The organism is Adonisia turfae CCMR0081 (genome assembly GCF_011009555.1).
In the GTDB taxonomy this organism is placed as follows: Bacteria; Cyanobacteriota; Cyanobacteriia; order Phormidesmidales; family Phormidesmidaceae; genus Leptothoe; species Leptothoe turfae.
The window spans coordinates 4,314,500-4,329,165 of sequence record NZ_QXHD01000004.1 but is presented as its reverse complement, the minus strand read 5'-3'; the positions used below and the strand labels follow the sequence as shown (position 1 = coordinate 4,329,165).

Annotated in this window: 8 protein-coding genes and 1 pseudogene; 3 read left to right on the top strand and 6 right to left on the bottom strand. The window is 44.5% G+C overall.

Going from position 1 to position 14,666, the window contains the following annotated elements; genetic code table 11:
• The 4 genes and pseudogenes from DXZ20_RS22675 to phnF form a co-directional block, all read right to left on the bottom strand.
• Positions 1–388 (bottom strand): annotated as a pseudogene (locus tag DXZ20_RS22675) (putative 2-aminoethylphosphonate ABC transporter permease subunit); the annotation flags it as partial.
• Between the two features lie 55 nt (positions 389–443).
• Entirely contained in the window at positions 444–1,649 is a 1,206-nt protein-coding gene (locus DXZ20_RS22670; RefSeq protein WP_163664907.1) for a putative 2-aminoethylphosphonate ABC transporter ATP-binding protein, read from the bottom strand.
• A gap of 32 nt (positions 1,650–1,681) precedes the next feature.
• Positions 1,682–2,791 (bottom strand): putative 2-aminoethylphosphonate ABC transporter substrate-binding protein, encoded by a 1,110-nt coding sequence (locus DXZ20_RS22665; RefSeq protein WP_250565881.1) that lies wholly within the window; start codon positions 2,789–2,791, stop codon positions 1,682–1,684.
• Between the two features lie 445 nt (positions 2,792–3,236).
• A complete protein-coding gene (gene phnF / locus DXZ20_RS22660; protein WP_163664908.1) occupies positions 3,237–3,950 on the bottom strand; it encodes a phosphonate metabolism transcriptional regulator PhnF in 714 nt (237 codons plus the stop codon).
• 282 nt (positions 3,951–4,232) lie between these two features.
• Between phnF and DXZ20_RS22655 the strand changes: the two genes are divergently transcribed.
• Together DXZ20_RS22655 and DXZ20_RS22650 are read left to right on the top strand one after the other, a co-directional pair.
• A complete protein-coding gene (locus tag DXZ20_RS22655; protein WP_163700922.1) occupies positions 4,233–5,057 on the top strand; it encodes an HAD family hydrolase in 825 nt (274 codons plus the stop codon).
• A 60-nt stretch (positions 5,058–5,117) separates the two neighbouring features.
• Complete coding sequence (locus DXZ20_RS22650) at positions 5,118–6,281, top strand: TIGR03364 family FAD-dependent oxidoreductase (protein ID WP_163700919.1); 1,164 nt, start codon at positions 5,118–5,120, stop codon at positions 6,279–6,281.
• Positions 6,282–6,325: 44 nt separating this feature from the next.
• Here DXZ20_RS22650 and DXZ20_RS22645 read toward each other — a convergent pair whose 3' ends face one another.
• Positions 6,326–6,850 (bottom strand): hypothetical protein, encoded by a 525-nt coding sequence (locus tag DXZ20_RS22645; protein ID WP_163664913.1) that lies wholly within the window; start codon positions 6,848–6,850, stop codon positions 6,326–6,328.
• 13 nt (positions 6,851–6,863) lie between these two features.
• Positions 6,864–8,354 carry an ammonium transporter gene (locus tag DXZ20_RS22640; RefSeq protein WP_163700916.1) on the bottom strand — a complete coding sequence of 497 codons (1,491 nt, stop codon included), beginning with the start codon at positions 8,352–8,354 and terminating at the stop codon, positions 6,864–6,866.
• Positions 8,355–8,817: 463 nt separating this feature from the next.
• Between DXZ20_RS22640 and DXZ20_RS22635 the strand changes: the two genes are divergently transcribed.
• Positions 8,818–14,562: an AAA family ATPase gene (locus DXZ20_RS22635; protein WP_163700911.1), complete on the top strand. Its 5,745-nt coding sequence runs from the start codon at positions 8,818–8,820 to the stop codon at positions 14,560–14,562.
• Positions 14,563–14,666: the final 104 nt, after the last annotated feature.

Sequence of the window (14,666 nt, the reverse complement as noted above, 5' to 3'; positions counted from 1 at the left end):
TGTAAAGGGGTAACAGACTCAATAGTCGAAAGACACCTTTACCAGGCATGGCGGTACGGGTCAGGGCATAGGCATATACAAAGGCCAGGCTAACGGAAACCAGGGTGGTCAGAAATGCCACATATAAACTGTTACCAAAAGAGGCCAGCAGAGAAGGCGTTGTCAGGTATTTTAGATAATTATCAAAGCCCACCCAGGCACCATCGGTGTCTTGTAAACTCCGCAACACCATAGGGAACAAAGGTAAGATCACACCCACGGTGAGCCAAATAACAGCCAAGATCAGTGCGCCCCGCATGATCCAGTCTTCTCGGGTAATCACTTGTTTAATGGGCTTATTACCAGCGGTCGAGGCAGCTGGTGGCGGTAAGGATGGAGAAACAGTCATGATTTCAAAAACCTTTACTGTCTTGTTGTCGTAAAAGTGTTACTTTCTGAATCGATTAGTTTTCTGCTGCAAATACACGAATAGATTCTGGGGGGAATTGAATCACCAGCTGAGATTGCAGGCCCAAGTCAAATCTCAGAGCCTCTGTAGTGGTGATTTCCACCAGCATTGGTGAGGCTGCCTCTGTGCCGGACTGAGTCACCACATCTATTGGCATCAGGGATAGTTGATAGCTAGACCCTAAAAATTCTAGACCTGTAACTACGGTTGAAAGAACATTTGCAAGACCTACTGGAGCATGCTTTCCCAAGACTTGAACATCTTCAGGACGAATTGCCAGGGTGACTGCTTGATTGGTCGGTACATCATTTCTGGGGGTCTGTAAATATAACTCTCCACATTGAACTTGATCAGTGGAGATGACCTGTCCTGGAAGAAAGTTCATCGTACCAATAAAGTCAGCTACGAACGGAGAATTGGGTTGTTGGTAAATCTCGTAAGCAGTTCCCACCTGGGCCAGGTAACCGTTGTTCATTACCACCACACGGTCGGCCATGGCCATGGCTTCTTGTTGGTCATGGGTCACCATCACTGTGGTGATATTCAACTCCCTTTGTATACGGGCAATTTCGCTACGCAGTTTCACACGCACTTTAGCATCCAAGGCAGAAAGGGGTTCATCCAGCAGCAATAATCCAGGGGAGAGTGCTAAGGCCCGTGCTAAGGCCACCCGCTGTTGTTGTCCACCGGACATTTGAGCTGGATATTTATGACCAATTTGGCCTAAACCTACTTTGTCTAAAAGCTCTGTAACTCGGGCTGTAACTTGTTCTTTTGGGTGACCTGCGTTTTCTAAACCGTAGGCAATATTTTGGGCTGCGGTCAGGTTAGGAAATAGGGCATAGGATTGAAATACGATTCCAAAGTCTCGTTGATAAGGAGGGAGTGCTGAAACATCTTTCCCATTTTGGATAACGCGTCCACTGGTTTGGGGATCAAGGCCAGAAATAATACGCAGCAGTGTGGATTTACCACAACCACTAGGTCCCAGGAGACAGACTAGTTCACCTGGATAAACGTCTAGGTAAATGGCTTTGAGGGCAACAAAGGAACCAAACTGTTTATAGGCGTTTTCGATACGCAAATAGGGCTCGGCCTGCCTTTCTGTTGTGACAACGGTACCGTGCCGTTGAACTAACGGGTCAGAGTCAACCGAAGGGATGGATTGGGACGAAACCTTAGGCTCATTAGGAGAATGCATTGTCGTAATTCCTAGCTAGCTGGGGGATGGATTTATTCTTTAGGCTCAGACTTGCCGTCGTAGCGATTGGTCCATTCTTCTAGGATGCGATCGCGATTCTCAGCCGCCCAATTAAAGTCATTTTCGGCCAGTTGAGCAATGGGATCGGCAGGGAAACCAGCGGGTACCGGAACATCTGTTTTCACCGCCGTGATTGCATAGCTTTTCGCATACTTCTCAGAAATTTCAGGAGTAATGGCCCAATCTAAAAAGGTTTTAGCTGCAGGCTTAATGTTGTCTTTCTTAATCAGAGCATTGGCTTCCATTTCCCAGCCAGACCCTTCTTGTGGAAAGACGGGTTCGATGGGTTCTCCATCATTCTTTTGCTTAACCGCCCGATAGCCAAAGGAAATACCAATGGGATATTCACCTGCCCCTGCTAGTTTGCAGGGCTTGGAACCTGAGTGAGTGTACTGAGCAATATTGTCATGCAACCCATCCAGATACTGCCAGCCACCCTCTTCACCCTTGAGCTGAAGCAACGAAGACACCGACAAAAAGCCTGTCCCCGACGATGCTGGATTTGGCATTACCAGATGACCTTTGTACACTGGATCGGTTAAATCTTCCCAGGACTCGGGTATGGGCAATCCCTTAGCCTCTACTTCTACGGTATTCACACAAAATGCAGAAATCCAGGCATCAATGCCAATCCAGCGGGGAGGATTTTGAGGATCCCGAAATCGCGCCTCAACTTTTTCCAACCCTGCCGGGGCATAGGGTTCTAACAGTCCTTTTTGATCAGCCAGTACCAGGCTGGACGCGGCTAATCCCCAGACAACATCAGCTTGAGGATTATCTTGTTCCGCCAAGAGTTTAGCCGTAACAATTCCTGTCGAATCACGCACAATGTTGACGTCGATATCCGGATAGGCAGACTTAAACCCAGCTAGGTAGCCTTCAATCTGGTCATCTTCGATGGCAGTGTAAACAGTAATCGAACCTGCTGTTGCACTGGCGGTATCAACGGCTGCCGCACCCGATGTATTGGCACCGCTAGTGTTTGTATCCTCTTTGACAACACATCCGCTGACCGCAATGGCGACCATTAAACTGGCTAGGGACGTGGAACAAAGACTTAGAAACCGTTTTCTTGAAAGCATAAGTGACATTCCTATTTGGGGAACTAAAAGATAGAACGCCGAGCAGACGGGAAGAGAAAATACTTGCTGAGCTGAATTAACAAACGATGCGAGTTCAACAGACCCAGAGTGCGATTAAACAGGGAAATACAGCATGTATAACGGGATGGAGAACTCGAGCTGAACCGTAGCAGTATGACGATTGACTAGACGTTATGGACCAGATATCCATGGGTGGCTAGTTGTCTAGACAAGTTGAATGATATTGAGCTTACTTTGATAAATCGTTAAGGCAGGGTTAAGCTTCCCAAAAATTGGGTTCGATACCTTTTTGACATTGATTGTTAGTTAGCCTTGCTCAACCAGGGGCAAAAGAGGTCTTCAGGAATCAATCAGCAACTTTATACTTATTGGCCCGGAGTACTCAGGCATCACTCAGTAACTCGGCACTATCGGCCTGGAGTATTCAAGAATCAATCACCAGCTCGATACTATCGGCCCGGAATCGTGTGATTGTGTACTCAATGGCTGTGCCGTACTGGTTTTCGTTAATGGACTGTACCAGCAGAATCGACTGATTTTTGGCAATTTTTAGGAGTTTGGCATCTTGAGGCTTGACCGGACGAGACGAGATAAACGTGCGACGACGAATGTGGTCAAATCCATAAACGTCATGCATAAGCTTGGAAATTGATGCGAACTCAGACAATTTCTCGGCAATATTAGGACAGGATGCGATCGCAAAATAACTCGTTGACACATTTAGCGGTTTGTCATCTGCCCACCCCGTCGTTTCGTATTGAACGACAACATCTCCCAGGTCAAGGGCTAAATATTCAGCTACCTTGCCGGTCGCCACGGTTTCAGTGAGCTGAAGTACTTTTTGTCGAGACGAACGGCCCTGGGCCTGGAGTGAGTTGTTATAACGAACACGCTTACCAATGGGATAGTTAATGGGCGCGTCTGCAACAAAGACCCCCAGACCTTTATCTACCCGGAGCAATCCTTCCTCTTTTAGTAGGTCGACAGCCTGACGCACAGTATGTCGATTGACTCCAAAGCGAATGCCTAACTGCTGTTGACTCGGCAACCTATCACCAGTTTGATACACACCTTGCTGAATATCGTGGCGTAAATCGTTGGCAATTTGCACATAGCGGGGCAGCGCTGATTGAAACATTGTCAACACACAGTGGCCAAAGTGCTTATTCGCTCAATCGTAACAGTATAGCAAGCTAAATACTGAAATTTATAGTAAACGACTGAATGCATTCAGCCATTTACTGAGCACATAACTGCTGCTAAATAGAGATTTCAGCCATAACTGATGTCATAAACTATGTGCACCAAAATATAGTTAGCAACCATTATTGTCAATTTTCCCATATGGAGTAAGATCTAGATGTCTAGACATCTAGATGTGTTGTTTTTTGAGTGATCTTTACATTAGGGGGTGTCAAGGATGTCTAGAATCCAGTTAGTTGTATTTGATATGGCTGGTACTACCGTTCAGGATCATAACGAGGTGCAGCGTTGTTTTTTTGAGGCAGCTGATGCAACAGGGTTGAAGGCAGATCCTAAAAAAATCACGGCCATGATGGGCTGGTCCAAACGGTTAGTGTTTGAGACTCTCTGGCAACAACAAATTGGGGGGGATCATCCCCATTATTTACATCGGGTAGAAACCTCATATCAAGCGTTTAAGCACATACTTGAAAACCATTACAGGACTCAGCCAGTCTTACCAACGGCAGGATGTTTGGATGTCTTTGATTGGCTGAAGTCTCAAGATATCCAAGTGGCGCTAAATACAGGTTTCTATCGCCAGGTGACAGATATTATTCTGGAGCGTTTGGGCTGGGATCGTGGTCTTGATAAAAACTACGTAGGGACTACGGATAGTGTTATACAGGTATCCGTAACCCCATCGGAAATTTATGGCAATGAGGGTAGACCAGCTCCCTACATGATTCAAAAAGCTATGTATTTGTTGGGTATTAAGGATCCTCAGGCGGTCGTTGTCGTTGGTGATACGCCATCAGATCTAGAGGCCGGTATCAATGCCCACTGTCGTTGGTCGTTAGGTGTCACTAATGGCACCCATAGCCGTGAACAGTTAGAGCTATATCCAAATCACGGTCTTTTGGATTCGCTATCAGCATTAAAGGACAAAGGCATTGCTGATCCTCGGGATGGCTTTAATTGTGAGACACCGTCCAATAGCAATCGCTCTAGACCGGTGCATCCCCTAAATCAGCAATCGCAAGACAAAATTGCGAAGGTCTAGCTGCATTATCTGACGTTTCTAGAAATAAAATCCATCTCACGAACAGGGAGTATAACAACTATGGCAAACGTAGAACGCAGGGTTGATGTAGCCATTGTAGGCGCTGGGATTGTTGGGCTTGCCCATGGGTTGGCTGCTGCGAAACAAGGTAAACGTGTTGTTGTTTTTGAGCGAAACCTTCAGTGTGTTGGTGCTTCTATCCGCAACTTTGGGATGGTATGGCCGATTGGTCAGCCTGGTGGGACGTTGCTGGATCGGGCGTTGCGATCGCGCAAAATTTGGCTAGAGCTATCAGCAGCAGCTGGGTTTCATGCCAATCCCTGTGGGTCTTTACACCTGGCGTATCGCCCCGATGAACTGGCGGTATTAGAAGAATTTATCGCTGAGCGGCAACAATATACCAATACTGTTGCCCTCTTAGCTGCTGCTGCAGTTAATCAGAAAAGCCGTGCAGTTAGAACAGAGGGATTACTAGGTGCCCTTTGGAGTGACACTGAAGTAATCGTTGATCCTCGAGAAGCGATTCGTAAATTACCTAATTACTTATCCCGTACCTATGGCGTAGAGTTTCACTTTGGTACTGTTGTCACTGACATTGCATCTCCATATTTATTGGCAGATGGCAAGCGTTGGCAGGCTGAACAAATCTTTGTATGTAGTGGAGCTGATTTTGAAACCCTTTATCCTGAACTTTATCGTGATAGCTCCATTACGAAAGTCAAGCTCCAAATGATGCGTACTACCCCTCAGCCAGATGGCTTTAGTATCGGCGTACCCTTGTGTGGTGGGTTAACACTGACCCATTATGCTGCTTTTGCCAACTGCCCCTCTTTGGCTGCATTAAAAGCTCGCATTGAGCAAGAAACCCCTTATTTTCCTCAGTGGGGCATTCATGTCATGGTTTCACAAAATGCATTGGGAGAATTGGTTATTGGCGATTCCCATGAGTATGGCGATAACCCAGATCCTTTTAATCGGGCTCACTTGAACCAATATATTCTGGACTATCTAAAAAGTTTTTTCCAAGCTCCCTCGCTAGATATGGCTGCAACCTGGCATGGCGTTTATGCTAAATTACCGGGCAAAACAGAATTAGTTCTCTGTCCAGAAACTGGAGTTACAATTATTAATGCTTTGAGTGGGGCAGGCATGACCCTCTCTTTTGGATTAGCAGAAGAAGTAGTCGCGGCGATATCAGGAGAAGCCGTGGTTGCAGCGGCATAAAGCATGACTACGTCGCGGCAAGTCATCATTAGTCCACGATGAGACTACAATTTTTCAAGTACTTCTCTAGCAGCAGGACAGTTTTTGCGAGGATCTTGCTGATTTTGAAAAAAGCTTTCTAGTAAAGGCCTAATTTCTTGGGGTTTACCGGACGTGTTACGATTTTGTTCCCAGAGACTAAATAGAAATTGAGCCTCTTTAAAATACTCTGATCCACTTCCTTCTGGAATTTTACAGAGTCGAATAAAGGAGGTGCTAAATTTACCCTCTGTTGCTTTAATAATCGCCGTGTCATAAAGGGCACCATCCAATTTATTCTGACAAAAGTTAGTCCATTTCTCCTCGATCTGCGTCTTAAGTCTTAACAATTCTTCCACAATTATCTCATTGCTCTCAAAATCATCTTGACAATAATTTTCTGTAATTACAGGCAACTCGCTTATGACAGGTTGAGACGAAGTTTTAAACATAAAATAGGCAACAACACCAAGTGCCGATATCATGAAAGCGGCTGTTGACCACGTCATTGAGGAGCCAGAAGCATCCCTTTTTATATCTTGTTTACGCATGATTAAGGTCTACTCACATAATTATGGTGGCATCACTTCCCGCTTTTTCATCTTCCAGCGTTACCCTTAATCCTCTTCTAGCCGCTGTGAAAATACCCACATTATTACTAGTATTTTGAATGTAGCCGCTTTCATTTAAATTTAACGCGTAAAGAGATAACCCTATCAGCACCCAGGCTATTAAACTCAATAGGAAAGTAACGACCACTACACAGCTACACCCCAAAGCTTGGTAAAGAAATTGCTGAGTAACAGGATAAACACTACTAAATTCACGGGAGAAACTTTGTGCAAAAATCCCCACTGCTATCGTCCCCCAGATACCACAGAAGAGATGAACAGGCACAGCACTGACTGGATCATCAATGCGTAACAGTTTTTTTTCAAGTAAGCCCTCACCAATCAGCACCAGGATACCGCCGACGGCTCCAATGATGCATGCGCCTAGAACATCTACATAAGCAGACGAAGCTGTAATACTGACTAATCCTCCTAGCAAGCCATTTATAATAGATGAGAGTTTTACTTTATAGCCCGTTACCAGAGGACTATAAAATAGAATGGCTAAACCTCCAGCAGTGGCAGAAAACATCGTTGTGGTAATGACATGGGGAACATAGTCTAAAAAGCGTGTTGAACCACCATTAAAGCCAAACCAACCAAGCCACAAAATTAAACACCCTAACGTAGTAAACCCTGTATTGCAGGGCTCAAATCTTTCAGTATCTCTCTCAAAAAGGAAGGTTTCTTGCTCTGCATCATATCCAAACCGTCCATCCCTTGGCCCTAAGACCCAAGCACCGACTAATGCAGCTGTTCCTCCAACTGCATGAATTACGGTTGCACCAGCGAAATCATGGAAGTTAAGCACATTTGCGATCCAACCACTTTCTCCCCATACCCAGTAACCCACTAGCGGATAAATAAAACCAACAAGAACAAAACTAAAGAGGATAAAGCCCCAAAATTTAATTCTTTCTGCAACGGCCCCAGACACAATCGTTGCTACAGTGCCAGCAAAAGATAATTGGAAAAAGAAAATTGCTGCAAACGACCTGTTTTCCCAAAAGCTTCTGATATATTCAAAACCTTGTGGAAAAGGATTTAAATTTTCCTTGGATGGAAAGATGAAATTCACAAAAAAACCAACTTGTCCAAAGAGAGAATTTTCACTATCGCCAAACATAAAGCGAAAGCCAAACAGGAAAAATGCACTTGCTGCCACACAAAATACGATTAAATTCTTAGCTAGAACATTAGTCGAGTTTTCAGTTCGACAAATTCCTGCTTCAAGCATGGCAAACCCAGCATTCATAAAGAAGACGAGTAACGCTGCAATCACCATCCAAGCAGTGTTGACCGCAGAGAAAAGCTCTATGTTCGTTGGGATTCGACTAGTAGATTCTTGGGCAAATGATTGAGTCGATATAACTAGTAAGAACGTAACTGTTAATAAACTAGTGAACAACCAGTGTTTTGATAATCGACTCACTAAAAGATTCATATTTCTAGAGAACAAGAATTTCAATTAACCTTCTGCATAAATGAAAGGTATAAATTTAAGCTGGGCAATTTTGATATCTATTTCGATGTGATCGCTTGTTAGGGGGTCTATTTATACCTTGAAGATTGCACCCACAATCGCTTTCATGACCAAGATGCATTTATCCCCATCGAGAAATTCTATACATCTAGACATTAAGTATCAGAGTATCTAGTTGATATCTAATATGTCATTGACAGAAGAGGCCATTATCTATGCAAAATTGGCCAAGTTCAATCAGTGTTTTGGGCAGGAACTTGGTCAGAGTATTATTCGTCACTAGCCTGGAAGCTCTGATTGAAGGGCAATTGGTCAAAGGATACTTTTTCGCTTGTGGCCAGCTACGAATGATTTCGAAAATTGCCCTGAAACGATACAAACGTTAGGCAAACATATAAGTGCATTCAACGTTAATGTTTATTAGATGACTCGTAAGCTACATCAAACGATCGTAGACACCTCTATTCGGATACCTGGCTACGAAATTATTGAAAACCTCTACAGTAGCAAACGAACTCTGATCTATCGGGCCATACGTCAGGCTGATCAGCAAATAGTCATCCTAAAGTTATTTCATAATTCGGAGCCTAACCTTAAAGAACTTGTCCGGTTTCGTAATCAATACTTAGTCACTCGGCAGCTGCAACATCCAGGAATTCATCAGATCGAAGCCTTGCTGCCCTATCAAAATGGCCTAGCTTTGGTTATGCTTGCTGACGATCGCTGTTCTCTTAAAGATTATCTAGAGAATAATGTTCAAGCTGGCTTGCCCCTGGCTGAGGTGTTAACTATTGGCATTCAGATGGCCGAGGTGCTCCATTATTTGGGAGAAAAGCGCATTATTCACAAGGATATTAAACCGGCTAATATTCTGATTCATCCAGATACCTTACAGATTCAACTCATTGACTTTGGATTGGCATCGTTGCTGCCCAAGGAAGTTCAAGAGCTGTGTGCCCCCAAGCACTTAGAAGGGACATTGGCCTACATGGCTCCAGAGCAAACGGGGCGCATGAATCGTGGGATTGATTATCGTGTGGATTTCTATAGTTTGGGGGTGACGCTGTATCAGTTGCTAACAGGGCAGCAACCTTTTTGGGCCTCTGACTCCTTAGGGTTGATTTATTGTCATTTGGCTCAGCCACCTACTCCACCGGTTGAGATTCTGGGTGTCGACTCCGGTCAACCCATTGATATTCAAAGGATACCGACGGTTGTCTCTGACATTGTGCTCAAGTTAATGGCCAAAAATGCAGAGGATCGTTATCAGAGTGGCCTGGGGTTGAAGTATGACTTGGAGCAGTGTCTATGTCAGTGGCAAGAGACCGGCACGATTACTGACTTTGAGCTGGGACAACGAGATAGGTGCGATCGCATCTTACCGCCCCAGCATCTCTATGGACGCGACACAGAGGCAAAAAAACTGCTAGATGCATTTGACCGAATCATAGCGGGGAGTGTAGAACTAATATTAGTCGCTGGTTTTTCTGGCATTGGTAAAACAGCCGTTATTAGTGAAATCCATAAACCCATTACTCGCCAGAGAGGCTATTTTATCCAAGGCAAATTCGACCAATTTAACCATGGTCTGCCATTCTCCGCCTTTGTCCAAGCCTTTCGCAACTTAATGGGCCAGTTATTGGGAGAATCAGATACGGCTCTGGCTGCATGGAAAACAAAAATCCTGGAAGTCGTTGGAGAAAATGGGCAGGTTTTAATCGACGTCATCCCTGAGTTAGAGTATGTTATTGGCCCCCAATCTAGGGTTTCTCAACTGTCTGGCAGCGCGGCTCAAAACCGCTTTAATTTACTTTTCAGCAAATTTGTTGGTATCTTTACCACCCAAGATCATCCTCTAGTCATTTTTCTAGATGATTTACAGTGGGTGGACTCAGCCTCCTTAAGGCTACTGGAGCTATTGCTCACTCAGTCAGACGCAGATTGTTTATTGATTTTGGGTGCCTACCGAGATAATGAGGTGTTTCCAGAACACCCTCTAATGTTGACACTGGAACAACTTCAAAAGCAACAGGCCAGCCTCAGGACATTAACACTGGCACCCTTAACAGCCAAAGATGTTACCCACTTAGTTGCAGATACGTTACGGTGTTCTGCAAACACCGTAACTCAGTTATCACAAAGGCTCTATCCCATTACCCAGGGGAATCCATTTTTTACCCTTCAATTTTTGCAAGGTCTCTATGAGGAAGGCTGCATACAGTTTGATGCAGCAACGGATAGCTGGCAATATAACCTGACACACATGCAACAGGTTGAGCTAGCCGATGATGTGGTGGACTTTATGGTGAAGCGTCTGCAGAAATTACCCGCTGCAACCCAGGAAACTTTAAAGTTGGCAGCTTGTATTGGCAATCGCTTTGATCTTGAAACATTGGCTATTATTTGCGAGATCCGTCAGGGGGAGGTGGCGGCAAATTTATGGAAGAGTTTACGAGCAGGGCTGATCATCCCAGAAACTGAAATCTATAAGTTTTTCCAAAGAGCTGATAGAGGTGTTGCCAGCCTTAAAGATATTACAGTTGACTACCACTTTCTACACGATCGGGTTCAACAAGCCGCCTATGCTCTGATTCCGCAAACTGATAAACAAGCAATTCATCTTAAGATTGGACAGCTACTTTTAAAGAAAATGTCTCCCAGTGATCAAGAGGAGACCATTTTTACGATCGTTGGCCAGCTTAATATGGGTCGTGATCTTTTGACCACGCAAGCAGATCGCACACAGTTGGCTCAGCTAAACTTACAGGCAGGCCGTAAAGCTAAAGCATCCACAGCCTATAGTGCTGCCCTTGGCTATTTGACCATTGCCCGCCAACTGTGTGCTCCAGATAGTTGGCAACATGACTATCAAGCTACTTTGGAGACTTTTATTGAGGCATTAGAGTTAGAGTACTTGAATACCAACTTTGATGTGGTAGAACCCCTTGCTGACGAAATTCTTCTTAAAACACAAAATTTGCTTGATCGCATCAAAGTCTATGAAATAAAAATTCGAGTGTGGATTGGCTATGGAGATCAACATCGGGCATTAGAGATCGGTCTGGATGTTCTCAAGCTTTTAAATATCCCTCTTCGTCACCATAAGCCTGATTCTGTTGCTAATGTTGCAGGGCTGATTGATGTCCCAGCCATGAACGATCCATACAAATTGTCTGCCATGACTATTATGGCCCACATCATTACACCTGCGTGGGCCGTCAGCCCTGATGATTTTAAGAGAATCACCTTTACTATGGTGGATCTGTCCCTACAACATGGAAACTGTGCGGCTTCTGCCTTTGGCTATGTCTGGTATGGCACTCTGCTATGTGAAACCCTAGGCAATATTAGCGAAGGCTATGAATTTGGCCGATTATCCGTTGATTTACTCAATCACTTTGATGCCCGTGAATTAGAGTCTAAAGTATTAGTTTTATATGCCAGCTGTGTGATTCTTTGGAAGGAACATATTGAGAAATCTCTTCCTGTCCACCTTAAAGGATTACAGCGGGGGTTAGAAACAGGAGATTTAGAGTTTGCCAGTTATGGTGCTGCTGAATATGGTCAGTACCTGTTTTTAACTGGCGCACCTCTGACACAGGTACGCGATGAGGTTGAGCAAAAAATCTCGATTATTCATAAGCTCAAGCAAAACTTTCATATTGACTACTTAGCACCCTGGCTCCAGGGAATCCTTAATTTATTGGGGAACAGTGAAACCACGACCACATTAGATGGCCCCACTTATAATGAGGAGCAACGTCTCCCCATACTAATTGAGCAAAAACAATTAACTACAGTATTCGTTGCTTATTTTGTTAAAAGCTTTTTAAGTTATCTGTTTGAAGACTTTGACCAGGCTGTTGAAAATGGACAGCGGGCACGAGACCACAGTGGTGGGGTGGCTGGAACATTTTTTATTCCAGTCGAAATGTTTTATTCTTCACTAGCACGGATTGCTCGTTTGGAAAACCTTGAATCTTCTAAACAACAGTCTGAACGTCAGAATATTAGTGAGTGCCTTGAAAAATTAAAACGCTGGGCCATCCATGCCCCCGAAAATTATCAACATAAGTGCGATCTGATAGAAGCAGAGCTAGCAAAGCATGATCGCCAATTATTAGTAGCAATGGAGCAATATGATCGTGCCATTGGCAACGCGAAAAAGAACAAATACCTTCAGGAAGAGGCATTAGCTAACGAACTAGCGGCAAAATTTTATATTGATTGGGGTAAAGAAAAAGTTGCAGTAGGCTATATACAAGAAGCCTATACCTGCTACAGACGCTGGGGAGCTACGGCCAAAACAGATAAGTTAGAGCAGCGCTACCCCAAGTTATTGGGACCAATTCTTCAAAACCATTCAACGGAGATTGTTTCTATCGTTTTCCCTGCCACACACAACAACTCGACCAAGGGTACTGATCAATCATCCGGTGATTGGGAACTCAACTCTGTGGACTTTATTCCAATTATGCAATCAGCCCAGGCTCTGGCTCAGCATACCGACATCAATGAACTGATTCGACAACTGATCCAAATTGCCTTAGTTAGCTCAGGTGCTCAAACCTGCATGATTGCCTACTTCAACACCCATGAGCAATGGATTGTTCAAGGCAGCCATATCCCTCACAACAGAACAGATAGTGCTGAACAATCTTCTACGGCCTTAATAACTCCCATGGAGTATCCTAACCATCTAATCCATTGGACTAAAAATACTAAAACTGTGGTGGCTATAGACAGCCAAAGTCCTCTGGCCGTCGTCGATCACTATCTACTTGACCATCGACCTCAGAGTGCTTTTTGTGCTCCTATCCTGAAAGGTGAAACGGTTCTTGGTGTCCTTTATCTTGAACATCGCCATGTTGCCAATATTTTCACCAAACGAGATCAGCTTATTCTGTCGTTTTTATGTGCCCAATCTGCCATTGCCTTTGAAAACACGCATCTCCGTCAAGTTACCCAAACGTTACGAACCGAGCAGACGTATTTCACCACACTCTTGGCCAATATTCCCCATATGGCATGGCTTCAGGATCTCAGCGGCCATATTTTAGCGGCTAATCCAGCCTTTGTCCAAACCTTTGGTCAAGGTACTTTACCAGGTATGGTCGGCCAACATTACACCGATTGGCTGCCAAAATCACTAACAGAAAAGTTCCAAGCGGATGCCCTAGAAGTGACCGTGACTGGTCAACCAAAAGTGACTGAAATCGAGATTATATTGATTAATAGTCCTCCCCGTTGGTACGAAGTCATCAAAAATCCAATCCGTGATACAGAAGGTCAAATAACTGGCATGGTTGGTATCTGGATTGATATTCAAACGCGCAAACAAAACGAGATTGCACGTCAAGCCATGGAGCACCATTACCAAACTCTCTCTACTCAAATGCCCGGTGTGGTCTTCCAGTTATGTCAAGAAACAGATGGTGTTCTCAGTTTTCTCTATATCAGCATCACCTGCTATGAGCTATGCCAGCTGTCAGCCACTGCCATCATGACCAATGCAAATTGCCTACTGGGCATGATTCACGACGATGATATTGCCGGAGTCAAAGCAGCCATTAACCAATCTGCTGAGACATTAACTCCCCTATTATGGATGGGGCGCTTTGTTTTACCCTCAGGGGAAGTCAAATGGATAAGACTAGCTGCTCGTCCTGAATCTAACAGACAAGGAGCAACTATCTGGGATGGGGTACTGCTAGAAAGCGATGTCCCTATACAACCTGCCACTCAAAATACTCCCATCTCAATCAATCACCGAACGGCTGCCCTGACCAAAACCAAAATGTGGAAGTTTGCCCAGGCGCAATTAACCGAACCTTTAGGCACACCAGAGTACTCTAATTCTTTCTTAGAGCAGGTCAAAGCAACCTTGGTTGAACTATTGCCCATGGGGCAATGCTCAGCAGTGAGCGTCGCTAAGAAATTAGAAGTTAGTCCGCGTACTCTACGGCGGCGTTTACAAGATAAAGGAACAACCTTTAAGACCATCGTATCCCAAATACGGATGGCCCTTGCCAAACATTATCTACGTCAGTCTGATCTAACCTGCAAGCATATTGCTACCTTGATTGGATACGATAATCCGAGTTCCTTCACTCGAGCTTTTCACACAGCAACTGGCACAACTCCTGAGGAATTTCGTGAAACTCAGTAGGAAAGATAGGTAAATCGATTTTTAGTATCGACAGACACTAAGACTATTGTTCTTTCCGAACAATCAGCCAGGGCATCACCGCAAACAAGCAAAGCATGATGTAG